Origin of the sequence: Hymenobacter qilianensis, from assembly GCF_014489555.1 — a bacterium.
GTDB lineage: Bacteria > Bacteroidota > Bacteroidia > Cytophagales > Hymenobacteraceae > Hymenobacter > Hymenobacter qilianensis.
The window spans coordinates 2,510,258-2,535,465 of the sequence record NZ_CP060784.1 but is presented as its reverse complement, the minus strand read 5'-3'; the positions used below and the strand labels follow the sequence as shown (position 1 = coordinate 2,535,465).

Annotated in this window: 26 protein-coding genes and 3 pseudogenes; 10 read left to right on the top strand and 19 right to left on the bottom strand. The window is 54.1% G+C overall.

The window, feature by feature from the left end; translation table 11 throughout:
* Positions 1–9: 9 nt before the first annotated feature.
* From H9L05_RS11815 to H9L05_RS11785, 11 genes and pseudogenes are all read right to left on the bottom strand, one after another.
* Complete coding sequence (locus H9L05_RS11815) at positions 10–942, bottom strand: glycoside hydrolase family 30 protein (RefSeq protein ID WP_394368422.1); 933 nt, start codon at positions 940–942, stop codon at positions 10–12.
* Between the two features lie 5 nt (positions 943–947).
* Entirely contained in the window at positions 948–1,439 is a 492-nt protein-coding gene (locus tag H9L05_RS26860; RefSeq protein ID WP_394368421.1) for a glycoside hydrolase, read from the bottom strand.
* A gap of 94 nt (positions 1,440–1,533) precedes the next feature.
* Positions 1,534–1,647, bottom strand: a complete 114-nt coding sequence (locus H9L05_RS26855) for a DUF6702 family protein (protein WP_394368492.1) — start codon at positions 1,645–1,647, stop codon at positions 1,534–1,536.
* Positions 1,617–2,030: a DUF6702 family protein gene (locus H9L05_RS11810; protein WP_187731172.1), complete on the bottom strand. Its 414-nt coding sequence runs from the start codon at positions 2,028–2,030 to the stop codon at positions 1,617–1,619. The genes H9L05_RS26855 and H9L05_RS11810 overlap by 31 nt, the downstream gene beginning before the upstream one ends.
* A gap of 75 nt (positions 2,031–2,105) precedes the next feature.
* The gene (locus H9L05_RS25005) at positions 2,106–2,912 is read right to left on the bottom strand and encodes a M50 family metallopeptidase (protein WP_262892508.1); all 807 of its coding nucleotides are present in this window, start codon (positions 2,910–2,912) and stop codon (positions 2,106–2,108) included.
* Positions 2,891–3,094 (bottom strand): site-2 protease family protein, encoded by a 204-nt coding sequence (locus tag H9L05_RS25000; protein ID WP_262892507.1) that lies wholly within the window; start codon positions 3,092–3,094, stop codon positions 2,891–2,893. The genes H9L05_RS25005 and H9L05_RS25000 overlap by 22 nt, the downstream gene beginning before the upstream one ends.
* 106 nt (positions 3,095–3,200) lie before the next feature.
* Positions 3,201–3,419 carry a site-2 protease family protein gene (locus H9L05_RS24995; protein ID WP_262892506.1) on the bottom strand — a complete coding sequence of 73 codons (219 nt, stop codon included), beginning with the start codon at positions 3,417–3,419 and terminating at the stop codon, positions 3,201–3,203.
* Between the two features lie 181 nt (positions 3,420–3,600).
* A pseudogene (locus H9L05_RS11800) lies at positions 3,601–4,763 on the bottom strand (1-deoxy-D-xylulose-5-phosphate reductoisomerase).
* A gap of 82 nt (positions 4,764–4,845) precedes the next feature.
* Positions 4,846–5,220 (bottom strand): 3-oxoacyl-ACP synthase, encoded by a 375-nt coding sequence (locus H9L05_RS11795; RefSeq protein WP_308421972.1) that lies wholly within the window; start codon positions 5,218–5,220, stop codon positions 4,846–4,848.
* A gap of 68 nt (positions 5,221–5,288) precedes the next feature.
* The gene (locus tag H9L05_RS11790; RefSeq protein WP_187731170.1) at positions 5,289–5,717 is read right to left on the bottom strand and encodes a hypothetical protein; all 429 of its coding nucleotides are present in this window, start codon (positions 5,715–5,717) and stop codon (positions 5,289–5,291) included.
* A gap of 31 nt (positions 5,718–5,748) precedes the next feature.
* Positions 5,749–7,238 (bottom strand): annotated as a pseudogene (locus H9L05_RS11785) (GH3 family domain-containing protein).
* A 279-nt stretch (positions 7,239–7,517) separates the two neighbouring features.
* Between H9L05_RS11785 and H9L05_RS11780 the strand changes: the two are divergent.
* The gene (locus H9L05_RS11780) at positions 7,518–7,943 is read left to right on the top strand and encodes an OsmC family peroxiredoxin (RefSeq protein ID WP_166073114.1); all 426 of its coding nucleotides are present in this window, start codon (positions 7,518–7,520) and stop codon (positions 7,941–7,943) included.
* A 131-nt stretch (positions 7,944–8,074) separates the two neighbouring features.
* Positions 8,075–8,563: a hypothetical protein gene (locus H9L05_RS11775; protein ID WP_187731169.1), complete on the top strand. Its 489-nt coding sequence runs from the start codon at positions 8,075–8,077 to the stop codon at positions 8,561–8,563.
* A gap of 75 nt (positions 8,564–8,638) precedes the next feature.
* Here the strand turns inward: H9L05_RS11775 and dnaA are convergent, their stop codons facing one another.
* The 4 genes from dnaA to H9L05_RS11755 form a co-directional block, all read right to left on the bottom strand.
* Complete coding sequence (gene dnaA / locus H9L05_RS11770; protein ID WP_187731168.1) at positions 8,639–10,132, bottom strand: chromosomal replication initiator protein DnaA; 1,494 nt, start codon at positions 10,130–10,132, stop codon at positions 8,639–8,641.
* Between the two features lie 140 nt (positions 10,133–10,272).
* A complete protein-coding gene (locus tag H9L05_RS11765) occupies positions 10,273–11,193 on the bottom strand; it encodes a bifunctional metallophosphatase/5'-nucleotidase (RefSeq protein ID WP_187731167.1) in 921 nt (306 codons plus the stop codon).
* Positions 11,194–11,259: 66 nt separating this feature from the next.
* Positions 11,260–12,015: a 5'-nucleotidase C-terminal domain-containing protein gene (locus H9L05_RS11760; protein WP_187731166.1), complete on the bottom strand. Its 756-nt coding sequence runs from the start codon at positions 12,013–12,015 to the stop codon at positions 11,260–11,262.
* 123 nt (positions 12,016–12,138) lie between these two features.
* Positions 12,139–13,443 (bottom strand): outer membrane beta-barrel protein, encoded by a 1,305-nt coding sequence (locus H9L05_RS11755; protein ID WP_187731165.1) that lies wholly within the window; start codon positions 13,441–13,443, stop codon positions 12,139–12,141.
* Positions 13,444–13,532: 89 nt separating this feature from the next.
* On the opposite strand from H9L05_RS11755, the gene H9L05_RS11750 reads away from it, so the two are divergent.
* From H9L05_RS11750 to H9L05_RS11730, 5 genes and pseudogenes are all read left to right on the top strand, one after another.
* Positions 13,533–14,027 carry a hypothetical protein gene (locus H9L05_RS11750; protein WP_187731164.1) on the top strand — a complete coding sequence of 165 codons (495 nt, stop codon included), beginning with the start codon at positions 13,533–13,535 and terminating at the stop codon, positions 14,025–14,027.
* Positions 14,028–14,071: 44 nt separating this feature from the next.
* Positions 14,072–15,331, top strand: a complete 1,260-nt coding sequence (locus tag H9L05_RS11745) for a methylmalonyl-CoA mutase family protein (protein WP_187731163.1) — start codon at positions 14,072–14,074, stop codon at positions 15,329–15,331.
* A gap of 92 nt (positions 15,332–15,423) precedes the next feature.
* Positions 15,424–17,544: pseudogene (gene scpA / locus H9L05_RS11740) on the top strand (methylmalonyl-CoA mutase).
* A gap of 650 nt (positions 17,545–18,194) precedes the next feature.
* Positions 18,195–18,713 carry a class I SAM-dependent methyltransferase gene (locus H9L05_RS11735; RefSeq protein ID WP_317175186.1) on the top strand — a complete coding sequence of 173 codons (519 nt, stop codon included), beginning with the start codon at positions 18,195–18,197 and terminating at the stop codon, positions 18,711–18,713.
* A 704-nt stretch (positions 18,714–19,417) separates the two neighbouring features.
* Complete coding sequence (locus tag H9L05_RS11730; RefSeq protein ID WP_223284379.1) at positions 19,418–19,930, top strand: class I SAM-dependent methyltransferase; 513 nt, start codon at positions 19,418–19,420, stop codon at positions 19,928–19,930.
* Between the two features lie 136 nt (positions 19,931–20,066).
* Here H9L05_RS11730 and H9L05_RS11725 read toward each other — a convergent pair whose 3' ends face one another.
* Positions 20,067–20,435: a DoxX family protein gene (locus H9L05_RS11725; protein WP_262892505.1), complete on the bottom strand. Its 369-nt coding sequence runs from the start codon at positions 20,433–20,435 to the stop codon at positions 20,067–20,069.
* A 135-nt stretch (positions 20,436–20,570) separates the two neighbouring features.
* The gene (locus H9L05_RS11720; RefSeq protein WP_187731160.1) at positions 20,571–21,053 is read right to left on the bottom strand and encodes an ankyrin repeat domain-containing protein; all 483 of its coding nucleotides are present in this window, start codon (positions 21,051–21,053) and stop codon (positions 20,571–20,573) included.
* 168 nt (positions 21,054–21,221) lie between these two features.
* On the opposite strand from H9L05_RS11720, the gene H9L05_RS11715 reads away from it, so the two are divergent.
* Complete coding sequence (locus H9L05_RS11715; RefSeq protein WP_187731159.1) at positions 21,222–22,013, top strand: SDR family NAD(P)-dependent oxidoreductase; 792 nt, start codon at positions 21,222–21,224, stop codon at positions 22,011–22,013.
* A gap of 6 nt (positions 22,014–22,019) precedes the next feature.
* Here the strand turns inward: H9L05_RS11715 and H9L05_RS11710 are convergent, their stop codons facing one another.
* Entirely contained in the window at positions 22,020–22,460 is a 441-nt protein-coding gene (locus tag H9L05_RS11710) for a DUF4174 domain-containing protein (RefSeq protein ID WP_187731158.1), read from the bottom strand.
* A gap of 238 nt (positions 22,461–22,698) precedes the next feature.
* Between H9L05_RS11710 and H9L05_RS11705 the strand changes: the two genes are divergently transcribed.
* Positions 22,699–23,754, top strand: a complete 1,056-nt coding sequence (locus H9L05_RS11705; protein ID WP_223284378.1) for a hypothetical protein — start codon at positions 22,699–22,701, stop codon at positions 23,752–23,754.
* A 49-nt stretch (positions 23,755–23,803) separates the two neighbouring features.
* Entirely contained in the window at positions 23,804–24,772 is a 969-nt protein-coding gene (meaB, locus tag H9L05_RS11700; protein ID WP_187731157.1) for a methylmalonyl Co-A mutase-associated GTPase MeaB, read from the top strand.
* Between the two features lie 25 nt (positions 24,773–24,797).
* Here the strand turns inward: meaB and H9L05_RS11695 are convergent, their stop codons facing one another.
* Positions 24,798–25,196, bottom strand: coding sequence for a VOC family protein (locus tag H9L05_RS11695; RefSeq protein WP_187731156.1), 399 nt, complete (start codon positions 25,194–25,196; stop codon positions 24,798–24,800).
* Positions 25,197–25,208 lie beyond the last annotated feature (12 nt).

The window sequence follows — 25,208 nt, the reverse complement described above, 5'->3', positions numbered from 1 at the left end:
TAAGCAGAGCTACCACACATACGTGGCAGCTGCCCCGGCCGGCAGCGTATGACTCACGGTTTGCTGCCCACGGCGGATACCAAAGGTTTTGGGCTCACTACTCTCGTTCAATACAATAACGACGAGACGGCCAGCAGGCGTGCGAAAAGCCACATTCGGCAAGCCCGCCGCTTCAGTGGAGGCGACGCGCACTGAACCGGGCAGCACGAATTTGCTGGCGTGGGCAATGATGTAATACGCATCTTCGCGCCGCACCGAATCACCATCGATGGTAATTGCCCCCCGGCACTCCGTGCAGCCACCGGGCGTGTGCGGATTTTGCTGGGAGTCGGCGGCTACGTTCCACTCAAGAACGGTACGCGCCCAGTTGCGCGGTGCCCCGATGACGAGGTTTTTGATGTGCCAGCCGAAGTTATCGGCAAACTTGGTTTTGGAGCCCACCCACTGCTCCGTGAAATACACGTGCTTGTCGGGAAAAGCCTCGTGCACTTTGCTGAGCGCCTCAATTTGCCCCCCATACAGGTGAAATGCCGAGCCATCGATGTAAGCACGGGCTTCCGGGTCGCTGAGAACGGTAATCGGGTACTCCGGCTTGTCGGCGTTGTGGTCGTAGATGATGATTTTGGTATCCAGCTTCGCCGCTTTAAAGGCCGGGCCCAGATGGTTCTTGATGAAGCTGGCTTGTTGCTCGGGCAGCATCAGCAAACTGGGGTTATTGCCAGGGTGAAGCGGCTCGTTCTGCACCGTAATGGCCTCAATGCGAATGTCTTCCGCCGCGTAGCCCTGCACGTATTTCACAAAGTAGCGCGCGTAGGCATCATACCACTCCGGCTTGAGGCTGCCACCCTTGGAGTCGCCGTTGGTTTTCATCCAGGTTGGCGGCGACCAAGGCGAGCCAAGCAGCTTCATACGAGGACTGATAGCCAGAATCTCTTTCAGCACCGGAATCAGGTGCTCTTGATCGGGGCTAAACTGAAGCGCGCCAGCGTCGGATCCGTCTCGCTGGGGGGCAAATCATTGTAGGAAAACACCCGGTCGTCGAGGTCGGAAGCGCCAATGCTCAGGCGCAGGTAGCTTATACCGATTGCGTTGCCCTCCGTGCCGAACAACTCGCGCAAAAGCTTAGCTCGGGCATCAGGTGACATTTTGTGTAACAGCATGGCGCTCCCGCCCGTGAGCGTATAACCAAAGCCGTCCATGGTTTGGAAGCGCTGCTGCTCATCGATAGTAATGATGGGAACGTCGGGAGCGGGCGGGGTTCCGGCTTGCAAAGTAGGCTGGGGGGCAAATCGCTCCAGCTGGGCCGGATTGGTCAGCCATACCTGCATGGAGCTGGTAGTGGCGCGGCCGCCTTTCGCGCCTGTCAAGGCACCGCAGCCAACAGCTAGTGTCAGCAGAAGGCTGGCACTGAATAGAATCAGAGTTAAGGAAGAACGCATAGGCGGTGAAAGTAGTAAATAACTAGCTGGACTATCTACTAGCCAAAAACTACGTTTGTTCGCTACTGTCCCTACTCCAAGCGAGTAACCCAGACTAAAAACTCAGCTGCTGCTCGTCGTTGCCAGCGCGAAACAGAGCACTTTGCTTTTTGCCACCGCCTTCCAGGTTCACGATATTCATCTGATCCTGAAAGGTATCCAGTAGCAGGCGGTGGCGCAGATAGATGGTAGTGGCAGGCCTGGGGGCATTTTTACGGAGAAATACACCCAGTGCGCGTCCTTATCCTTTTCAATACCAACGAATCGGAGCGGTAGGGCTTCGCCGGGCTTGGTACCGAAAGCCACCGAACGCTGCAGCAACGCTGTGGTCAGGCTGGAAACCTGAGCCGTGGTAAGCTTATCGAACGTGACCGAGTTGGGCTGGCCGGCGCTCAAGGCTTTCTCAAAATCATCGGTAAACACTTTCAGCGCTACTTCCAGCTGCTGCTTTTTGGGGTTGTACTGCACGTCCATGATGCTGGCATGGTAGGCATGCGCCATGGCAGCGAAGCTAAGCAGACACAAAGCGCAGAAAACAAGCAGATGACGCATAATCAGGAAGTTGCAAACAAAAATAGAACGAAGGCGGCCTTCGTTCTATCTAGGTAAAAACAAGACAAATAAGTTCTAAAACAGCGTTTTGAACAGGTCGTTGAAGATAACGAACACCATCAAGCTCAGCAGCAATGCCATACCTACCTTCTGCGAGTTCTCCAGAAACTTGTCGGAAGGCTTGCGGCCCGACACCATCTCGTAGGTCAGGAACATGACGTGGCCGCCGTCGAGGGCCGGAATGGGGAGCAGGTTCATGAAGGCCAGCACCATGGACAGCATGCCGGTCAGGGTCCAGAACTTGATCCAGTTGAAGGTGCCGCCGTAGGTTTGGGCAATAGCCATCGGGCCACCTAGCGACTTACTAGCCGATGCCTCACCTCGGAAGATTTTACCGAATGCCTGCACTTGGTTGCTCACAATGCCGAAAGCCTGCGAAGCACCGGCCGGAATGGCTTCAATGAAATTGTAATCCTTGGTCGAGTATTGGAGCAAAGACTTAGGTAGGAAGCCGAGAGTTCCTTCTTCCTCCACGTTAGCGGTAAGGGTGATTGGCTGGCTATTGCGCTGCACGAGCAAGGCGGTAGCCTTACCAGCGTTGTCTTTTAGGGCTTGCTGTAGCTCAGGGAAAAAGTTGATTTCCCGGTCTCCAACGCGCAGGATACGGTCTCCGGCCTGTAGGCCTGCTTTGGCGGCGGCGCGGCCTGCTACCACTTCACCTACCTCAAACGGATTGAGGGGCTCCACGAAGCGGGCCGGATCGTTTTGGTTATCAGCCAAGCGGTCCATGAAGTCGCCGGGCAGCTTGATGTCGAGTAATTGGCCGTTGCGCTCCACGGTGTAGTAGCTCTGGTTGCCCATCACCACCTCCGGGTCATACACATCGTCGAACTGCTCGAAGGGCGGCCGTTGATTTTTACAATCTTGTCGCCTTTGCGGAACCCTATTTCTTCGCCCAACTTGCTGGGTACCACACCGAAGCGCACTTCCGAGGCCGGCAGATAGCTCTGCCCGTACTTGGCCGTCAGAATGGTGAAGATGAGAATACCAGTGAGCACGTTCACGATAATGCCCCCAGCATCACAATAAGGCGCTGCCAGGCTGGCTTGGCCCGAAACTCATACGGTTGTGGCTCCTGGCTCATCGCTTCTGTGTCGAGCGACTCGTCGATCATACCGGTGATTTTGACAAAGCCCCCAGCGGCACGGCGCCAATCATGTACTCAGTTTCGCCAAATTTTTTGCCGAATAATTTCGGTGGAAAGCCAATAGCGAATTTCTCTACCCGCATTCCAAACCATTTGGCCGTTAGCATATGCCCCATTTCGTGCACACCCACCAGAATAGTCAGCCCCAAGATGAGCTGCCCGGCCATTATCAGAATATCCAAAGCTTTTTGTTTTTACAGAGTTAAGAAAATCGGTGGTCTGCGCTGCTTATCGTCTGGTTTACAGACTGTAGATAAGCGCAAGTCAGCATCGCAACGCGAGCGGTAATCCGGTGGCACTGCAACGAAGCGGTAGCGGTGCTTCGTTCCGCGCGGCTGTACTTAGAAGGACACAGGTTTTGGGTTAATGTTTTAAAAATTCCTGCGCCATGCGGCGCGTTTCCTGGTCGGTTTGCACGTAGTCGTCCAGCGCCGGCTCGGCAAGGTACGAAACCTTCGACAGGCAGCTTTCCACGAGGTCGGGCATTTGCAGAAAACCGATGCCGTCGCGCAGGAAAGCAGCTACGGCTACTTCGTTGGCGGCGTTGAGAATACAGGGGGCATTTCCGCCCCGGCGCATGGCTTCGAAGGCCAGCGGCAGGTTGCGGAAAGTGCTCTGGTCGGGTTGCTCGAAGGTAAGTTGGGGATAATCGATAAAGGAAAAGCGCGGGTATTTGCTCGGTAAACGCTCAGGGTAGCCCAAGGCGTATTGGATGGGCAATTTCATATCGGGCAGGCCAAGCTGGGCTTTTAGGGAGCCGTCTTCAAACTGCACCAAGGAATGGATGATGCTTTGTGGGTGCACAACTACCTCAATCTGATCGTCGCGCAGGCCAAACAGCCATTTCGCCTCAATCACCTCAAGGCCTTTATTCATCAGCGAAGCGGAGTCGATGGTGATTTTGGCCCCCATGTCCCAGTTGGGGTGCTTGAGCGCCTGGGCCTTGGTTACCGTAGCCAGCTCCTGCATACTACGCCCCGAAAAGGCCCCCCAGAAGCCGTGAGAATAATCTTCTCAATCGGGTTTTGCTCCTCTCCTACCAGGCACTGAAAAATGGCCGAGTGCTCGGAATCCACGGGGTAGAGGCCCACACCGTGCTCCTTAACCAAGCGCGTGATGAGCTGCCCAGCTACTACCAGGGTCTCTTTGTTGGCCAAGGCAATAGTTTTGCCGGCCTGAATGGCGCGCACGGTGGGTAGCAATCCAGCGTAGCCCACCATCGCTGTAAGTACAATGTCGGTATCGGGCCGGCCGGCTATGTCGGCCAGGGCGGCAGTTCCGGCCAGCACTTCCGTAGGCTGCCCGGCCAGCGCGCTTTTAACGGTTTCGTAATGCTTCTCGTCGCCAATAACCACGGCGGCCGGCCGAAACTCCAGCGCCTGCTGAATCAATAAACCGGCATTGGAATGGGCCGAAAGCGCTGAGATTGTAAACCGGCCCGGCTGGGAGCGCACTACGTCCAAAGCTTGGGTGCCGATGGAGCCAGTAGAGCCGAGTAAGGTGAGACGTTTGGGTGGGTGGGACATGCTAGGCAGTGACGTGCGTCAACAAAGGTAAGATAAGCCTGCAACCTCATGCGCTAGATTTTCGAGCGCATGAGGCAGCTTCTTACTGCACCTTAATAATTCGTACCGCTTTGCCATTGAACACTGCTTCCTCCCCTGCCCGCTTCCCACTCAGCGCCATTGCCACTGGCGCCGCCGCCGATACAGCAAAGTAATCTTTGCAATCCACGGTAAGCTTACCGGCACTGATACTGATAAAAAAGCCCCCCATACTCGTTTCGACCAGCGCGCCGGGCCGCACCGTGTCGCAGACTTGCTCAGGGTTGATACGCGCTAGTTCGGCTTGCAGGTTCTGGGCTTCACGGAGCTGCACGGCGTTACGGTTGCGCTCCTCCTGGGCCATGGCGCGGCCGGTTTCGTACTTGTCGCCGGCGCTGCTCTTGGTTTCGGAGTTAGCCGATTCCTGAGCGGCTTGCATGGCTTGAGTGGCGGCAGCTATGCGCTCTTGAACGTAAACGAGGCAGGCGGCATGGAGACGAGGTTTAATTAGCTGGTTTGCGCTTTCCATTCAATGGTTTGTTGCTGCTTTATTTCCCAATTAAATAGGCTACACCCTAAATTATTTATCGAAGCCGCTTCTGCTAGAATAGAAAATTCAACTCTGCATTTTTTGGGCAAAGGTTCTTGATTATCAATAATTATATGCAGAGCGGTGTGTCCTTGGTCATTGTAACAGTAAGCCTTAACTGATAAATACCACGGGCCATAGCCTTCATCCTTCCCCTCTTGAAACCATACTTCATGCGCAGTATTATTCGGGAAGTTCATCAATGACTTACCAAAATCTTCAAAGGTATCTGTGTACCCCAAAAAGCTTATCGACTGACGAACCCAGCTTGTAGAAACGGTCAGATCAAATGTGCAGTAATCGTCGCAATGATTACTTGCAGAGATTACTATTGAATCATCACCCATTAAATATGAGCATCTATAGCAAAGATTTTACCTACTGTAACAACCCATCCGCTACCGTCCGGTCATTGCTCAGTCGCGGTACCTTATTTTGCCCCCAAGCTTCCCTAAGCTCTTCATATACCGTTGAAATGCTCCTTGCGGTAAGCTTGTAAGCCGGAGCGGGGCTAGAATATTGCCCCCCAGCAGGTCATCATAATATGTATTGCGGCGGCGCAGGCCAGAATCTAAAGCAGCCGCGAAAGCAGCAGTATCTTGGGGCGGGCGGGCAAACTCCATCAGCCACTCGTGCTGGGAAGGCTCAGTGGGTGTGGTGCTTACGCGAGGCGCGACGGTGAACTCGACCACTTCCACCTCCGGAAACTGCGCCATGACTTCGCGCAGAGTTTGCTCTACCTCTTCGCCAATGACGTGTTCGCCGAAGGCCGACAGAAAATGCTTGATGCGCCCGGTCACTACTACACGGTGGGGCGAAAGGCTCACAAAGCGCACCGTATCGCCGATGCTGTAGCCCCACAGGCCGGCATTGGAGTTGAGCACCAACGCGTACTGCTTGTCCAGCTCCACATCGGCGATGGTAAGGCGAGGTGGGTTGGGCTCGAAGAAGCGCTCGGCGGGGATGAACTCGAAGAAGATACCCGCATCGAGCAGCAGCAGCAGGCCGGGGTTGCCGGGCTCGTCCTGAAAAGCTAAAAACCCTTCGGAAGCCGGAAAAAGCTCGATGCTATCCACGGGGCGGCCGATGGTTTCAAACAGCTTGGCGCGGTAGGGCTCGAAGTTGACGCCACCGTACACAAAGAGGTTGAAATCCGGGAAAATATCCTTAACAGGTCGGCCCGTGCGCTGCACAAGGCGGTCAAAATACATCTGCACCCACGGCGGAATCCCCGAAATCAGGCTCATCGGCTGATCGACCGTCTCGTCTACAATACGGTCGAGCTTTTGCTCCCAATCTTCAATGCAGTTGGTGGTGTAGCTGGGCAGCTGGCTGCGGCGCAGGTAAGCGGGCACATGGTGATTGACGATGCCTGATAAGCGCCCCGTCCGGATTCCGTTGACAATACTCAGCTCCGGACTGCCGGATAGAAACATCAGCTTTCCGTCCAGAAACTGCGCTTTGCCGGTGTGGTGCACATACGTAAGCAGCGCATCGCGGGCACCGTTTATATGATTGGGAATGCTGGCGCTGGTAATCGGAATATACTTGGTGCCCGAAGTAGTGCCGCTGGTTTTGGCCAGATACAGCGGCCGGCCGGGCCACAGCACGTTGGCCTCGCCTTCCTGCACTCGCTTAAAGTAGGGAGTGAGCGCTTCGTAGTCGCGCACGGGTATCTGGCGAACCAGGTCAGTGGGGCCGCTGATACTGGCAAGGTCGTGGTCGCGGCCGAATGCAGTAGCGTGCGCTTGGCTAATTAAGCTTGCTAACACGCTTTTCTGCGTAGCTACCGGACGGCGCAGCCACTGCTGATAGCGATGGTGCAGAAGAGCAGCGAGTGGACGGCTGAAAGCGGCCTTGAGGGCCATAAACAAATGAAAAAAAGTATGAAATAACTGCGCAAGCGAAGTCAGCACGTCGTACCGACAAATACGTACGAGTTTTTATAGCGTATGTAGTAATGCAAGGGCAAATTACCGGATTAATTTACCCAAAACACCCACACCAGTGCCTAACGCGGCAGTATCCGTTGATGTTGTTGCAAATTGCCCCCCGGTTATTCAAAATCCGGCGCAACCACAACCCAACACGTATTTTATGGGTTGGTAGATAGTACAACCTATTTTTCATCCCTTACTCATCTTATTATGGCAGATCATGCAGGCAAAGCCGTATGGAACGGCGACCAAAAAGGCAGCGGCACTCTCACCACCCAAAGTGGTGCTCTAAACGCACCCTATTCGGTGGGTAGCCGCTTCGAAGGCAAGCAGGGCACCAATCCGGAAGAGCTGGTGGGCGCGGCGCACGCGGGTTGCTACACCATGTTCTTAGCCATTCAGCTCAGCAAGGCCGGCGCGCAGGTGCAGCAGCTCAACACTGAATCGAAAGTGACCATGGACACAGTGGATGGTAAGCCCAAAGTCACCAAGATTCACGTCACAACGGAAGGGCAGGTAACCGGCATCTCGCCCGAAGACTTTCAGAAGCACGCCGAAGACGCCAAGCTAAATTGCCCCATTTCGCAGCTCTTACAAGCTGTGCCCGAAATGACGTTGAGCGCCAGCCTCAAGTAATATCGGGCGGCGACAGTGCCCGTTGGCTAATGCAGCCGATGCCGATTATGAAGCAACTAAAAACCGGTAAAGCCCCCAGCCTTACCGGTTTTTAGCTTACTTTGCTTTTTGCCGAATTATCTGTTCTTTATATGCCCGCTACTTCTACCCGTATTCGTCTGCAACCAGCCAATACCTCGCGCGTTCCGTTTTGGGGCCAGGTGCTCATTGCCTGCTTCTGGATTGCCTACACCTTGTTTTCTATGTCGTCGGATGATGGCGTAAACGATTATCACTTCCTGCACTGGGTATTTCTGGTGTTTAGCTTCGTGTATCTGGGCTACGTGCTGGTGCATAACGCACCCATATTCGGTACGCAGAGCTACTTGGAATTTACGCCCGGCTACATTGTGCACAAGGGTGGTTTGTTTCGGGCTAAGCAGGCTTTTGCCGCGGAAGATATTGCTAGTCTGGATTTTGTGGCTCAGCAACTCCGCATCAAGCTCAAAGCCGGCGACCAGTACAATCTGAGCATGCGCGAAGTAAGAGGTGTGCGCCGCAGACGCACCCTCCGCGACCAGGTCCGCACCTTTGCCCAGCAGCACCAGGTACCGCTGCGCGAGACGCAGCCAAATGCCTAGCCATTTGTAATAAATCAAAAATGCCCCCCAGACGCTATCTGGGGGCTTTTTTGTGACTGGAATTAAAGCTCAGGTTTACTTGCCAGCGAATTTCTTGCGCAGCTCCGCAATGGTGCTGCGGAAGCTCTTGTCGCTATCAATCAAGTCCGATACTGTTTGCACAGAGTGAATAACGGTGCTATGGTCGCGGCCACCGAAGTTGTGGCCGATGCTTTTGAGGGAGTGGCTAGTGTGCTCCTTGGCAAAATACATAGCTACCTGTCGCGCTGTTACGACTTCTTTTTTGCGGGTTTTGGCTTTCAGCAAATCAACTGGAATGCTGAAGTATTCAGCTACCGTTTTCTGGATGAAATCGAGGTTAACCTCAGCTTCTACTTCTTCAATAATGTGCCGCAATGCCTGCTTGGCCATTTCCAGGTCAATCTCCCGGCGATTGAGGCTACTTTGGGCCACCAGCGAAATGAGCACGCCTTCTAGCTCGCGCACGTTGGTATTCACGGAGTGCGCCAGATATTCCACAACCTGCGGCGGGATGTCGATACCATCCTGCTGCATTTTGTTCTGAATAATGGCCATGCGTGTTTCAAAGTCCGGGCTCTGCAAGTCGGCCGTAAGCCCCCACTTAAAGCGAGACAAAAGCCGATCTTCCAAACCGTTAAGGTCGCGCGGAGGCCGGTCGGACGTCATTACAATCTGACGGCCGGCTTGGTGCAGGTGGTTGAAGATGTGGAAGAACATCTCCTGGGTTTTATCCTTACCCGACAAAAACTGCACATCGTCCAGAATCAGGGTATCGACCAACAGATAGAAGTTGGCAAAGTCCTGCACGCCATTGTTGCGCAGGCTCTCGATAAACTGATTTGTAAACTTTTCCGCCGACACGTAGAGCACGAACTTATCGGGCGTAGTGGCCTTGATGTGGTTGCCGATGGCTTGCACCAAGTGCGTTTTACCCAAACCCACGCCGCCATAAATCATCAGCGGATTGAAGCTGGTTGTACCCGGCTTATTGGCTACGGCCAAACCTGCTGAGCGGGCCAGGCGGTTACAATCGCCCTCAATGTAGTTCTCGAAGGAATACGTATGGTTGAGCTGCGACTTCAGGTAGTTACGGTCGATGCCCTTTGCGGCCTCAAATGGGTTTCGTAGCGTGTCCGGATTGGCAGGCGCGCTGGCCGCGGCAGCTACATTGCGGGCCGATGCCGTTTGCGCACTGGCGGCTACCTGGGCCACGCTGTTATTGCCGGGCGTAGGATAAGCTGCCTTGCGCGCCGTCGGAATATTTACCGTGCGTGGCTTCGACTGGCCATTGCCCTGATCAACGACAATGCTGTACTCCAGGCGCCCTTCGTGGCCAAGCTCCTGGTAGATACTTTTCTTAAGCACATCCACATAATGCTCCTCCAACCATTCATAAAAGAACTGGCTGGGCACCTGAATAATCAGGACATTATGATGGAGCTGCACCGGCACGATGGGTTCGAACCAGGTGCGGAAGCTCTGCTCACCAATGTTTGCCTTGATGACGCGAAGACAGTTAGCCCATACGGTTTGGCAATCCTTCAGCATCAACAATATAAGGCAAAAGCAACGGGTGCAGGGTAGAAAATAGGGGTCAGAGCACGGGGCAGCCGGGCCCCGATTTTTTAGGGGGAGACAAAAATGTGGAAAAGTCAGGACACAAAAAAACGCTTGACTCCTTGCTTTTGTCAGGCAGTTCGCACGGGTACTACCGAAGCGGACGCCACTGAAGGTCGCCGCGACTTACGCTCGAACTCATAGTCTATACGGCCGAGGTTGATTCCGGACCAACCGACCTGATTAATTAACGTCCGATGGCCGTTAGGACCGTCGATTGGCACGGGCGCATCGAGGAAGGTATGGGTGTGACCGCCCAAAATCAGGTCGATGCCAGCTACCTGCGCAGCTAATTTATGGTCATCAACTTTTTCGTTTTTATACTGATATCCCAAGTGCGACAGGCAGACAACCAAATCGCACCGCTCCGTGTCGCGCAATCGGGCCACGGTGGTACGAGCCGTAGCAATGGGGTCGAGATAAACGGTTTTGCCAAAGTTTTTATCGGCGACCAAACCAGCCATTTCAATGCCTAAACCGAACACGCCGATGCGGTGCCCAGCCTTTGTGAACACCTTATAAGGTTGAAAACGACCAGCCAGCAGCGTTTGGGAGAAATCGTAGTTGGCAATCAGGAAAGGGAAGTTGGCGTTCGGCAGCTGCTTGGCCAGACCCTCTAACCCATTGTCAAAATCGTGGTTGCCGAGCGTGCCGGCATCATAGCCCATCTGCGACATGAGCTTGAACTCTAGCTCTCCTTCGAAGAAGTTGAAATAGGGCGTACCCTGAAATACGTCGCCCGAGTCGAGCAGCAGCACGTTAGGCTCCTGCGCCCGAATTTGCTGAATCAGAGTAGCCCGCCGCGCCATGCCCCCCATGCCCGCGAACTGCCCGCTGCCCTCCGGAAACGGCTCAATTCGCGAGTGCATATCGTTGGTGTGCAGAATAGTGAGGCGCGAGCCTTTGGTATCGGCGGCCAAGGCTGGCACTCCCAACAGGCTCAAGCTAGCGGCGCCAAGGGTCGAGTTTTTAAGAAAGTCGCGACGATTCATGCTTCTGATGTGCTAATAAGTTGCTGGGCTAACGAATACTGGATCGGGATGGTGCAAAGCTGGATGTTAGCGCACCCGGCCCTCTACTTTGGCCTCCACGGGCTTGCCTTCTTTGGTAAGCTGCCGAATGTGGTCAGCAATGGCATTGCGCAGCAATACGCCGGTGCCACGAGGCTTTATGGTTTTGAAGAACACCATATTATCACCGCCCCCAGCCAGATAATCGGAGATGGCGACGGTATATGTAGCGGCCAGATTAAACGACTTTCCCCCGATCAGGATACTGGTGGCTTTTCCATCAGGGCCTACGGTATAGGTAGCACCCGAAATAGCCATTTTGATACGCGCGGAATAGTCGAACAGCTGCTGCATTACGGGCCCTGGAACATCCAATACCACCAGCTCATTTTCGAAAGGCATAAGCTCAAAAATGCCCCCCAGCTTGATGGGTCCAGCGGGAATCTCGGCGCGCAGGCCGCCATTTGTTATTACACCCACATCAATGGGGCTGCCCATAGCGGCGCTGGCCCGCTGCCGCTGAATATCGGCAATAAAGTTGGCCAGCGGCGATTCGCCCGGGTTCTTTTTGAGCGCCACCGGCGCATTGCCAATCACTTCGGCCATCTGCTGCGTCACCTTCTGCTGATAGGGCTCAATGAGAGCCGCTATTTTGGGATCGGGGGGCAAAGTCTGGCCTACGGGCTGGGCCGTGGCGGGGGCCAATGTGGGCTTGGCCACGTAAGCCGCGCGCTGACAGGCTGGCGTTACGGCAACGGCAAGTAACAGACCGAGGCTGGCGACACGGGAGCGGAGAAAATGCATAGAAACAGCAAAAGGCGAAGAGACGGACTGCAAAGATAACGCTGGTCATTGGGCTTTTGCCCAAACCCGGTGCGGCATCTCCACAACTTTGATTGTCTGCTTCGCCTTTTGCTATCCGAGTTGCTATTTGCCTATCGTATATCCAACTAACACGGAGGTAGTAGTTGCACCAGACAATATTCCGGATTCGCTTAAGCTATCCATCTTATCCAATCGAGCTTCCAGCTGGAAAGTACCCGCCTTGCCTGCGGGCAGAAGCAGGCCGGCACCCAGCACTCCGCCGAAGTTACTTGGGCGCAACTCAATCTCCCGACTGCTGGGAGCAGGTGGCGATGCAACATCATAGGTAGTAGTCAGAACGGCATTCCTCTTGATATGAGCCGCAAGTTGCGGCCCAACCTGAATAAATGGTCTGATGGCACCCGTAGTGCGTGCATAGCGCAGAAGCGCAACCAAGTGCAGGCTCGTCGCCTCGACTACCAGATTACGCTGAGCCCGCTGAGTTAGAAAGGGTCCACTACCCGGACGCGTGTATTGCAGCTCGGTTGACTGCTTTGAGTACAATCCTTCCACACGCATCGACAGCTTTTCATTAAATCGTGATGGGGCGAAGTCAAACCCAAAGCCCATAATCGGGCCTACGGTGGAGCTCAACTTTTCCTCACCTTCGTCATTAAAAGTGAAAGCGCCCCGTTGGGCTCCTGCCAACAGACCCGCTTTGAAGCGGCCGGTACGAGGTGCAACAACTTGCGCAGTAGATCCGGTAGCGCAGTTATTGTAGCTGTTTACTAGCCTCGTCAGTTGGGACTCTACCAACTCGGCCCGCCCGAGCTGGGCCTGAACTGCTGGGCAACCATCCAATGTAGAATTTAATACGCTTCGGAAAGGATACGAACGAACTTTTACTTTTTGAACACCGCTGGGGCTTGATTTAGAGACAATGGTATCTTTTTGAATCAGCTCGACTACAGGCGCAGCGTCTTTCTTCACGTAGAAGTGACGTTGGTCGTCGCTGTCAACACTGGTTAGCAGTGCCACTTTGCCGAAGGCCAGTATTTCCAAAAAGGTGGCGCGGGCAGGTGCGGCAGGTAGAGGTTGACTCATGTATTTGGCACCCTGCTTAAAGCCGTAGCCGCGTAGCTGCTCCGGCTGATAATCAACGACAGCAGCCTGACCATCAGTGCGGAACCGGCATGACAATGCACTGCGCTGTGCTCCTTGATAAGCAATAAGGCCAGAGACCGTATCCCCAGCAGACTGCACAATATAGCCGACACGGAAATCAGATTGGGCAACCGCTGACATAGAAACGGTTGATAAAAGCAGTAAAAATCCTAAAGATTTGTTCATGTAAATAATAAAAGGGAGAAAGGAAGAAGCGCAGATTAAAGGAGCGGCCAAAGCCAAAAGCTGCGCGCCGCCGTACAAACAACTTGCCCAATTCGCCATTATTAGCCCGATGCGGTATCTTTAACCCGCATTCCTCACCGGAATCATAGGCTCTTTATCACTCCCGTATGGCCGATACCCCACGCCCGGCACCCGTTTCTTTTCCCGAGTTTCAAACCGTCAGCACGGAGGCCTGGCAGGAGCGTATCCGTCGTGACCTGAAGGGCGCCGACCCGGCTGCGCTGCTGTGGCACACCAGTGAAGGGTTTGACGTACAGCCTTTTTACCACAAGGAGGCGCTGGAAACGCTAGGCGATTTGCCCTCTCCCCTCCTGCCGGAGCCAGCGGCGCCCGACCGCGCTTGGCGCAATGTACCAGTGGTGCGCGTGGCGCCCCAGAACAGCGGGCATGATGCCGTGGATCAAGCCCGGATAAGCTTGGACCGTGGAGCCGACGGTGTGCATTTTATTTTCACCGACGATGCCAGCACTTTTGACGTTGATTATCTGCACAGTTTCCTCCCGCTTGAAACCACTTTTATTGGGTATTCGGTGCCGCACCACCCCAGCAGCCTGCTGGGTCGGCTGCTGGCAGCCAGTAACGAGCTGGGGGCTTTTTACTAACGGATCCTCTCACTCACCACCATAACTCAGAGTTTGCCAGCCACTTGTCTGAGCTGCGGACGGTAATAAAGCTGACCCAGCATCTGTCTAAGTTTAAGGCGCTGACAGTTGATGCCAGCTTCTTCGGCAATCGGGGAGGCACCAATACCCAGCAGATCGGCTATGCGTTGAATGTGGCGGCAACTTATCTGCAGGCCCTGCCTAACGCCGATATGAGCGTGGCCGATGTGGCTACGGCCATGCAGCTCCATTTGGCCATAGGTACCAGTTACTTCCTCGAAATTGCGAAGCTGCGCGCCGTGCGCCGGTTGTGGGCGACCTTGCTTCATGCCTTCGATTTGCCCCCCAGCCTCGCCACAACGCTACGAATTCATACCAGCACCTCATCGTGGCTGCAAACTACCCTTGATCCGCACACCAACTTATTGCGTTTCACGACGGAGGCCATGGCAGCCGTCTTGGGTGGTGCTACCTCGCTTACCGTGACCCCATTCGACAGCCTGTACCGCGAGCCGAGCGAGTTTTCGGAGCGGCTGGCGCGCAACTTATCCATTATCCTGCGCGAAGAATCTCAGTTGGGCCGCGTACTTGACCCCGCCGCGGGCTCCTACTATCTCGAAACGCTCACCGACACCCTAGCCCGCGAGGCTTGGGCGCTTTTTCAGGCCACAGAAGCCAAAGGCGGTTTGCCTAAAGCCTGGGGCACTGTACTGGAAGAGTTGCGCATTGTCAGCCGCCAGCAGTTTCACCGCATAGCTACCGGCGAGCAAGTAATCGTGGGTAGCAACCGCTTCACGCAGGCCGAGGAAGAGTTTGAGTTCGATCCTAAAAAGCTACTGCGCAGCCGCAGCTTCGATACCACCCGTGCTGCGTATCCTACGGAAGTATTGCGGCTGGTAACGGCAATGCACTTCCGGCGGCAGTTGCAGCAGAATCAGCGGGCGGCGGTAGTGCTATTGGGTCAGGATGCGAACCGCGCCATTCTGGAGTCCTTCCTCAAAACCCTTCCCCAGGAGGAGCAGACCTCGCTACCGCTGCCCGAGCTAGCAGCCGATACGCTGTCGGTGCTTTTTTCCACGCCCGAGACAGTAACCTTGATGTACGCCACCGTGGACCAGTACCACGCCTTGGCCCGGGAAGTATCTGCTCCCGATACGGCCGACCTGTCAATCCATCTGCCTACTTTGCTCTCCAGTGATGTGGCAACCATGCAGGCTGCCGTTGAGCGTCATGGCTTCCAGGAGCTCAGCGTAAATACCTATAAAACCGACGATATCCTCGCCCGGCTTCAGGGAAAAACATAGGATTGCTTTCTGTAAGACGGCTTTTTGAAGCAATCAACCTCCGAGTAATCTTTAACTCCATACCCTAGGCCACCCAATCTATCCTCCATCCAATGAAGCCTGACTTTTCCCGGATTCCGTACGATGCAGCGCCGTTGCCGCCCGCCCCGGCTGCGCCCACCGAAACGCTGACGCCCGAACAGATTCCGCTCCGCAGCCACTATACGGCCCATGATGTGGCCGGCTTCGATCATATGGGTTTCGGAGCGGGCGTAGCACCTTATCTGCGCGGCCCCTACGCTACCATGTACGTGCAAAACCCGTGGACTATCCGGCAATACGCGGGTTTTTCGACGGCTGAGGAAAGCAATGCTTTCTACCGCAGGAACCTGGCTGGGGGCAAAAAGGGCTTTCTGTCGCCTTTGATCTGGCTACGCACCGCGGCTACGACTCCGACCATCCGCGCGTGGAGGGCGATGTGGGAAAAGCGGGCGTCGCCATCGACTCGGTGGAGGATATGAATATTCTTTTCGACCAAATTCCGCTGGATCAGATGTCGGTGTCGATGACCATGAACGGGGCCGTGCTCCCGATTATGGCTTTCTATATTGTGGCCGCTGAAGAACAGGGCGTGAGTCCGGAGAAGCTGGCGGGCACGATTCAGAATGACATTCTGAAGGAGTTTATGGTGCGCAACACCTATATCTATCCGCCTGCCCCCAGCATGCGCATCATCGCCGACATCTTTGCTTATACGGCTAAGCACATGCCACGCTTCAACTCCATCAGCATCAGTGGCTACCACATGCAGGAAGCCGGTGCCACCGCCGATCTGGAGCTTGCCTACACCCTCGCCGACGGGCTGGAATATGTGCGCGCCGGCCTAGCCGTGGGTATGGATGTCGATCAATTCGCCCCCCGCCTGTCGTTTTTCTGGGCCATCGGCATGAATCACTTCATGGAGATTGCCAAGCTGCGCGCCGGGCGGCTGTTGTGGGCCAAGCTAATGCAGCAATTTGCCCCCAGAATCCCAAATCATTGGCTTTACGCACCCATTGCCAGACTTCGGGCTATTCTCTTACGGAGCAGGACCCTTTCAACAACGTGGCGCGCACCTGCATCGAGGCGCTGACCGCAGCTTTAGGCGGTACGCAAAGTCTGCACACCAATGCGCTGGACGAGGCTATTGCCCTGCCCACCGACTTTTCCGCGCGTATTGCCCGCAACACCCAGCTTTACCTTCAGCATGAAACTGACATTACGCGCGTCGTGGATCCTTGGGGCGGCTCCTACTATGTGGAAAGCCTCACCCACCAGCTCGCCGACAAAGCCTGGGCGTTGATACAGGAAGTGGAGGAGCTGGGCGGTATGGCTAAAGCCATTGAGACCGGCTTGCCTAAAATGCGCATTGAGGAAGCTGCCGCCCGCAAGCAAGCCCGCATCGACTCAGGGAAGGAAATTATTGTGGGCGTCAATAAATACCGCCCTACCGAAGAGCACAAAATTGATGTGCTCGACATTGATAATGCCGCCGTACGGGAAGCGCAGCTCGCCCGCCTGGCAACCATCAAGGCCGAACGCGACACTAACGCTGTTCAAGCTGCGCTAGAAGCGCTAACCGCGGCGGCTCGTAGCGGCGCCGAAAATCTGCTGGAGCTAGCCGTACAAGCTGCCCGTATACGGGCTACGCTTGGTGAAATATCGGATGCGCTGGAGAAAGTATACGGCCGCCATCAGGCTACTATTCGCGCCATTTCGGGCGTGTATTCCGCTGAGCTGGACTACGACGCTGAGTTTCAGCGCACCCGTGAAATGGCTGACGAATACGCCAAGCTGGAAGGCCGGCGGCCGCGCATCCTGGTAGCGAAAATGGGCCAGGATGGCCACGACCGTGGCTCCAAAATCATTGCTACCAGTTTCGCCGATGTGGGCTTTGACGTAGACATTGGCCCCCTGTTTCAAACGCCGGCCGAGGTAGCCCGCCAGGCCACCGAAAACGACGTGCATGTAGTAGGCGTCAGTAGTTTAGCGGCGGGCCACAAGACCCTTATTCCACAGCTTATTGAGGAGCTAAAAAAACTTGACCGCGCAGATATTCTGGTAATTGCTGGTGGTGTGATTCCCGCTCAGGATTATGAGTTTCTCTTTGAGGCGGAGTAGCTGGTGTGTATGGACCGGGAACGGTAATTGCGGTTGCAGCGCAAGAAATATTGCAAAAGCTGAAAGAGCAGTAAGAGTAGTGTGTCGCATAAGCTCTGTTTATGGGTTTTCCTACGGTCGGGGCTTATGCGACACACAATATACACTCAGCCTATATTGATTTTATAAGTAGTTACCCGCTATAGAAATTGGCGGCGAATACGTAAGTTTAACCGTATTACGCTGCTCATTCCTAGCTGAAACATAAGGTTTCAGCTTGCTTGGCCTTTACTTGACACGATACTTAAATAGTACAATTGACGAGCTTTACTTATCTGTTTTCTTAATTAATTTGGTTTATCCAAATGTTAATGACGATTTCTATAGGATTAAAATAATATTAAATCATAAATTGCATTGACAACGATTCAGCATACCTTCTTACAATCAATTTGATGAAAGCACAGTTACGAAATACTTTATCCCGGATTTATCGCACTAGTGAGCGTGTAGTACGGGAGAACTTACATCTGTACGATTCGGAAGATAAACTGATAGCTGATTCTCAGCATTACTGGGAAGGCATTGATCGTGAGTACATACCTGGGAATGCTCATTGGCGGGGCAAAGGCATATTTACCAATGACGACGAGCGGTGGCTCAAGATGGGTCGTCATAATTATGAGATGTATCGTCGCTTGGCTGGCGTAGCGACTGTGGATAATCAGCCGGCTACTATTGTCGACTGGGGCTGTGGCGGGGGGCCAATGCTGTGCACTTCGCTCCCGGCTCGAGTCGCTATTATGGCACTGATATTACCTCTGCTAGTGTTAATGAGTGCCAGAAGCAACTAATACAGGAAGGCTACCACAACTTTGTTCCTGTTCAGTTTGAGGCTGGTACCCCTGAAACCGTCCTCAGCACAATTACAGAGCCCTGCGACCTGTTCTTCTCAACGTACGTCTTTGAGATTTTCCCTACCAAGGCGTATGGTACCCGCGTGCTGGACATAGCTTACAAGCTGTTAAGGCCAGGCGGGCAAGCGTTTATTCAAATCCGCTACGCCGATAATACCCCTATAAGCCAGCCACATCGTTGGGGCTACGCTCAGAATCTGCCTCACATGGTAACCTACCGGATTGAGGAGTTTTGGGAAAACGCTATTAGCTGCGGCTTCGAACCTCAACTCGTAACCTTGGAAATTGAGCAGGAGGTAAAATTGGGACGGCGCTATGCCTTTTATTTATTGACAAAGCCGGCTTAGTCTGGTTTTCTCAGCTATTTGCTGAAAAGAGGGCGGGCTTATGCAACAGTTTGTTGCATAAGCCCGCCCTCTTTTCAGTTAGGTTTCCACTTAGCAGAATAACGCACAGAAAATTCATTAAGCCGACTTCCTTGTACTGAAGTTTTGATAGTCCAAGGCTCGGAAGCGTGCTATGTACAGGTGTAGCTTTAGTAATAGCAGTACTGAGCTTACAGCCTGAACCCAGCAAGACTTAAATGAAAAACAGCTTTTAGCTCATCTGTAGAATCCAACTGTCGAGTTTAATTTATGCATCTTTTTTATATAATTGAATTATAATTATACATAATATAATTTTTATTGGGGCAAGGTTTCTTAAATCATACCTTGTATTCAAAGTTTTATGTCTCACCCTATACAAATAGTGTAATGAAAGGTCAGTTACGAAATATGTTAGCGCGGATTTACCGATCCAGTGAGCACGCAGTGCGGGAGAACTTACATCTGTATGATTCAGAAGATAAGTTAGTAACTGACTCTCAGCATTACTGGGATTCCTTTCATCGTGATTTTATTCCTGGCAAGGCTCACTGGCGGGGTACAGGCATTTTTGTTAATGACGATGAGCGGTGGCTCAAGATGGGTCGTCATAATTACGACACGTATCGTCGCTTGGCTGGCGTAGCAACTGTGGATAATCAGCCGGCTACTATTGTCGACTGGGGTTGCGGCGGGGGGCCAATGCAGTGCACTTCGCCCCCGGCTCGAGTCGCTATTATGGCGCTGATGTTACAACGGCCAGTGTTATGGAATGCCAAAAGCAATTAATACAGGAAGGCTACCACAATTTTGTTCCGGTGCCGTTTAAAGTTGGTACTCCCGAGACGGTTCTTAACGTCATCACGGAGCCTATTGATCTGTTTCTCTGCGTCTACGTCTTTTGTGTTTTCCCTACCAAGGCCTATGGCTCCCGTGTGCTGGATATTGCTTATAAAATGTTAAAGCCGGGTGGGCAAGCGTTTATTGAGATTCGCTATGCTGACCATACTCCCATTAGCAAGCCGCATCGTTGGGGCTACGCCCAAAATATGCCTCACATGGTAACCTACCGGATTGAGGAGTTTTGGGAAAACGCAATAAAATGTGGCTTCGAGCCCCAGCTCGTTACCCTCGAGATTGAGCAGGAAGTGAGGATGGGCCGGCGTTATGCGTACTACTTGTTGACAAAGCCGGCTTAATCTGCTTATCATTAATTAGAACAGGCAGTCATAAAAGAAGCGCTGGCATATCTAATGGGTGTTAGATATGCCAGCGCTTCTTTTATGACTGCCTGTTGTTTGAAAGATTCTTTTATACAAAGCCGAAGCTTATCAACTAACGCGGCAACACATCGCGCCGATCCTTTCGGATCAAATTATCTACGCTCCAGGGTCCGGAGCCTTGGGCGGCGATGTACAGAAACACAAAGCAGTACACAACCGCCAGCTCTCCCTGATTCAACAGCGGAATTGCCCCCTGCGGCGCGTGAGCCATAAAGTAAGCTACCGCCATGGTGCCGCTGGCTACAAATGCCGCAACACGTGTCAGGAAGCCGAAGGCAATCAGGAGGCCGCCGACCAGCTCTATTATTCCGGCTAGGCCCATGAGCGAAGCAATTTCCACGGGCGGCTTATCACCGGGAAAACCTAGTAGTTTCTGGCTACCATGCATTGCGAAAAGCAAACCTACCACAATGCGAAGCAAAGCATAGATGTGGGGGCAAATCTGGCTAAACTGTCCATCAGCAGAATATGTATATCCTCGTTATTGGCTTCAGAACGAGCGTTTCAGAAGCAATTTCGGGTTATACGGCAAATGGGCAGTAAGGTGGCTGAACAGTTATTGAAGCAATTGCAAAGCTTCCTCATTGCCTTGCTGCACCGCCAAGTCCAGCGCGGTAAGACCCCGGATATCGCGAATAGTAGTATCGGCGCCAGCGTCGAGCATGAGTTTTACCAGCTTATTGCGTCCGAACAAGGTGGCAAACATAAGGGCCGTGCCGCCGTTGCCATTCTGTAGGTTCAGATCGGCACCGTGCGCTATCAGCAGGCTGGCAACCTCGGCGTGGCCTTTGAAGCAGACGCCCATAAGGGCATTGTTGCCGCCGGCATCCTGCACATCTACATCGGCGCCGGCATCCAGCAGAAGTTTAACAGCTTCCAGCTGGTCATCGTAGGCAGCTACAATCAGTGGGGTAAAGCCTTTGCCATTCACCGTATTAACGTCGATGTTGGTGGCAATCAATTCTTTCAAATAAGAAACATCACCCCGACGGGCGGCATCAAACAGTAAATCTTCGGGGCGGGCGGATGAGAACGACATATGAGCGGTAAGTGTGTTGTAAATAAAAAGGCACGAAATCAATACGGATGCAGCGCTAAGTAGGCTGGCGCTGTAGCAGGCGACTAACTCAGCCGCTAACCGTAAAGCTTAACATACAAAATAAAGGCTCACTGGTTTAACGACTCTCACTTTATCGTTTGAAATAGAATGGATCTGCACCTCACAAATAAGATAGCTTTAGTAACAGGCTCTACCGCTGGCATCGGCCTGGCCATTGCCCAGCAGCTGGCCGCCGAAGGTGCCCACGTCATTATTACGGGTCGTACCGAAGCCCGGATTCAGGCGGCTACGGCAGCTATTCTGGCCCAAACGCCCACAGCCCAGGTACGCGGCGTGGCCGTAGACTTTGGACGCGCCGACGAAATACAGGACTTGCTGCGCGAAGTGCCCGCGGTGGATATTCTGGTGAACAACGTTGGCATTTTTGCCCCCCAGGAGTTTGCCGATATTACGGATGAAGACTGGATGCGCTTTTTTGAAATAAATGTGATGAGCGGCGTGCGGCTTTCGCGTCAGTATTTTCCGCTCATGCTTGCCCAGAACTGGGGACGCATCCTGTTTATTTCCAGTGAGTCGGGCCTACAGATCCCACAGGAAATGATTCATTACGGCACCACCAAAACGGCCCAACTTGGCGTGGCTCGTGGTTTGGCCGAACTGACAAAAGGCACCAACGTGACTGTAAATTCCGTGCTGCCTGGCCCCACAGCTTCCGAAGGCGTAGAGGATTTTCTGCAAAAGCTATCCGCGGAAGGCAAATCGAAGGAAGAAGCCGAGCACGATTTCTTCCAGAATGCCCGGCCGTCATCGTTGCTTCAGCGCTTTGCCACGCCCAAGGAAGTAGCCAATATGGTCGTGTATCTAGCTAGTCCGCTGGCTTCAGCCACTAATGGGGCCTCCGTACGGGTAGATGGCGGCGTGATACGGAGTATCGGCTAAACAAGCCTATCTGTCTTTCTCACGCATTTCCTGGCGACGCATGGGCATGGCGTCGATTGTCTCGAATAAGGCTTTGGGGTCGATGGGCTCGGTTTCTTTGCGCTTCACGCCACCATCCTTACCAATGAGCACCAGAGCAAAACCGCCTGGCTTTATACCCAGCGTCTGACGCACATACTGCTTTTCACTGGGGCTTAAGCTGGTCTCAATAGCTTCCAAGATGAGCATATCGCGTGCATTTACCTGCGTTTGGGCGGCAGCCATGCTTGCTTTTTGCTGCTTAAGCTCCGCTGATTCGGCCGTGGGCGCACAGAGAACAACAACGCGTTTTTGCCACCGCTGAGCTTTGATCCGCTCAGGCAAGGACGGTTTAGTAAGCGGCGTCTGAGCCAGCGTTGCCAAAGCAAAGCCACTGACCAACAATACCAGAGCAAAAGAGCGCAGCATATACAGGTCGGAATAAGGAAGGACAGTGTAAGTATAAGATCTGGGGGCTTTTTTGCGTTTTGCTGAGTTCAAAAAAGCCCCCAGATCTTATTCAAACTCCGTAAACTGCCTATCTGTTACTTTTCACCGCCGGTTTTCACGGGCCTCTGCCGGCACTAGCTATATTACCTTGGCACGAAATTCCGTTTTCTTTCCAGTAGCGCCCCTTACCACATCTGCTCCGGCGCTTTGCAATTCTATGAAACGACTTCCTCTTCTGCTCCTACTTATTAGTCTGTTTACCAGCTCGTCAGCATGGGCTCAGGCCGAGCAATCTACCTGGTACTTCGGCAATATGGCGGGTCTAAGCTTTGCACAAGGCAAGCCCACTCCCCTTCTCGACAGCAAAATGGTGAGCTACGAGAACTGCGCCGTAGCTACTACCAAAAGCGGACAGTTGCTGTTTTACACGAATGGAGGCACTATTTTCAACCGGCAGCACCAGCCTATGCCCAACGGTCGTAAGCTGATGGGCGGGCAGGAAAGCACGCAAGGCGTGCTGATTGTGCCCGATCCCGGCAGCGGCAACGTGTTCTATGTGTTCACCACCGACTTTCAGGGTAGGCCCGGCGGCATGCGCTACTCCGTAGTGGACATGACCCGCGACAATGGGCTCGGCGACGTGCCGCGCGCCAATATGCTGCTCATTTCGCCGGTGGCCGAAAAGCTGGCGGCAGTGCGCCACCAAAACGGCCGCGACGTGTGGGTGGTGGGCCACCGCTGGAACTCCAATGCCTTTGTGGCTTACCTCGTAACGGCCGATGGCGTCCAAACGAAGCCTATTCTGAGCAACGTGGGCACTATGCACGCCGGTCCGGGCCGCAACGCCATCGGCTGCATGAAGTTCTCGCCAGATGGCAACAAGCTGGCAGCCGCAATCTGGCGCGAAAGCAACAAGTTCGAGGTCTTCGACTTCGACCGCACAACGGGCTTGGTGAGCAAGCCGCGCCAGTTTGGCCCCTATGAAGAAGCCTATGGTGTAGAGTTCTCGCCTGATGGCAGCAAGCTCTACGGCACCAATAACGGCACCGGCGGCGGGGCGGCCCAAATCTGGCAGTTCGATTTGAAGACCAGCAAAGCCACTAAAATAGGTGACTCCAAAAACCGTAAAATCGGGGCGCTCCAGCGGGGCCGGATGGCAAAATATACGTGGCCCGCGAAGACAACCCCTTTTTGGGAGTTATTGAAAATCCCAATGCTGCGGGCCTGGCCTGTGGCTACAAAGACGATGGTATCAGTCTGGGGGCAAACGTAGTAAGTTTGGCTTGCCTAATTTCATCGTCAAGTAAGGGCAACTCGCATATATGGCCAAACGCTTCACCGCAGACGAGTATGTAGCCGGCATTCAGGCCGGCAGCCGCGTGGTGCTGAGTCGCGCCATTACGCTGGCGGAAAGCACTTTGGCCACCGACCAACAACTTGCCCAGCAGGTTCTCGACGCGGTTATGCCTCAGGCGGGCCGCTCCATTCGGATAGGCATTACGGGCGTGCCGGGCGTGGGCAAAAGCACATTTATTGAAGCCCTTGGGCTGTATTTGGTAAACAAGCTGGGCAAAAAGCTGGCTGTACTGGCCGTCGACCCGACTAGCCAACGCAGCGGCGGCAGCATACTCGGCGATAAAACCCGCATGAGTGAGTTAGCTGCCCATTCAGCCGCCTACATTCGGCCTTCGCCGGCGGGCAGCTCCCTGGGGGGCGTTACGCGCAGCACCCGCGCGGCTATGCTCCTGTGCGAAGCGGCCGGCCACGACGTCATTTTTGTGGAAACCGTGGGCGTAGGCCAAAGCGAAACCGCCGTGCACGGCATGGTCGACTTTTTTCTGCTGCTGATGCTGGCCGGCGCCGGCGACGAGCTACAGGGCATCAAGAAAGGCATTATGGAAATGGCCGACGCCGTGACCATCACCAAGGCCGATGCGGGCAATGAATTAGCGGCTCGTCGTGCCCGCCGCGAGTACCAGAATGCGCTTCACCTTTTTCCCAAAGCCGCCTCTAGCTGGGCACCCGTCGTTACGACCAGTTCGGCGCTGACGGGTGCGGGCGTGGCCGAAGTCTGGGAGATAATAGAACAGTATCAAACGCAAATGCTGGCCAGCGGCTACTTTCAGCGGCGCCGGCAAGAGCAGAATCTGCACTGGCTGCACGAGGCCATCCGGCAGGAGCTGGAAGAGCGGTTCTACGCCAACCCACGCGTACAAAAGCAGCTGGCTGAGGTACGCGAGCAAGTGATGGGGGCAAAAAATCCCCCTTCGGAGCAGCGGCCGAGCTATTAGGATTGCAGAGCGAAGCCCGGATTAACTAGGAAGCAATGCGCTGCTCCAGCAAGTCCCACTGGTTGCCGTAGCAGTCCTCAAACACGGCTACGCTGCCGTAGCTCTCGTGCCGGGGCTCTTCCAGAAACCGCACGCCCCGCTCTCGATACAAGGTGTAATCGCGCTGAAAATCATCGGTGTGCAGAAAAAGAAATACGCGCCCACCGGCCTGATTGCCGATTTGTTGCACTTGCTTCTCCGAGGCAGCCTGAGCCAAAAGCAACCTAGTGGAAGTTGACTGCGGCGGCGCTACCAGCACCCAGCGTTTGCCCTGCCCAAGGTCGGTATCTTCTACCAGCTCAAAGCCCAGCTTACTGGTGTAAAACGCGATGGCTTCGTCATAATCGCGCACGAGTAGTGTGAGAGCGCCGATGTGCTGTGGCATGGGTGGTAGCTG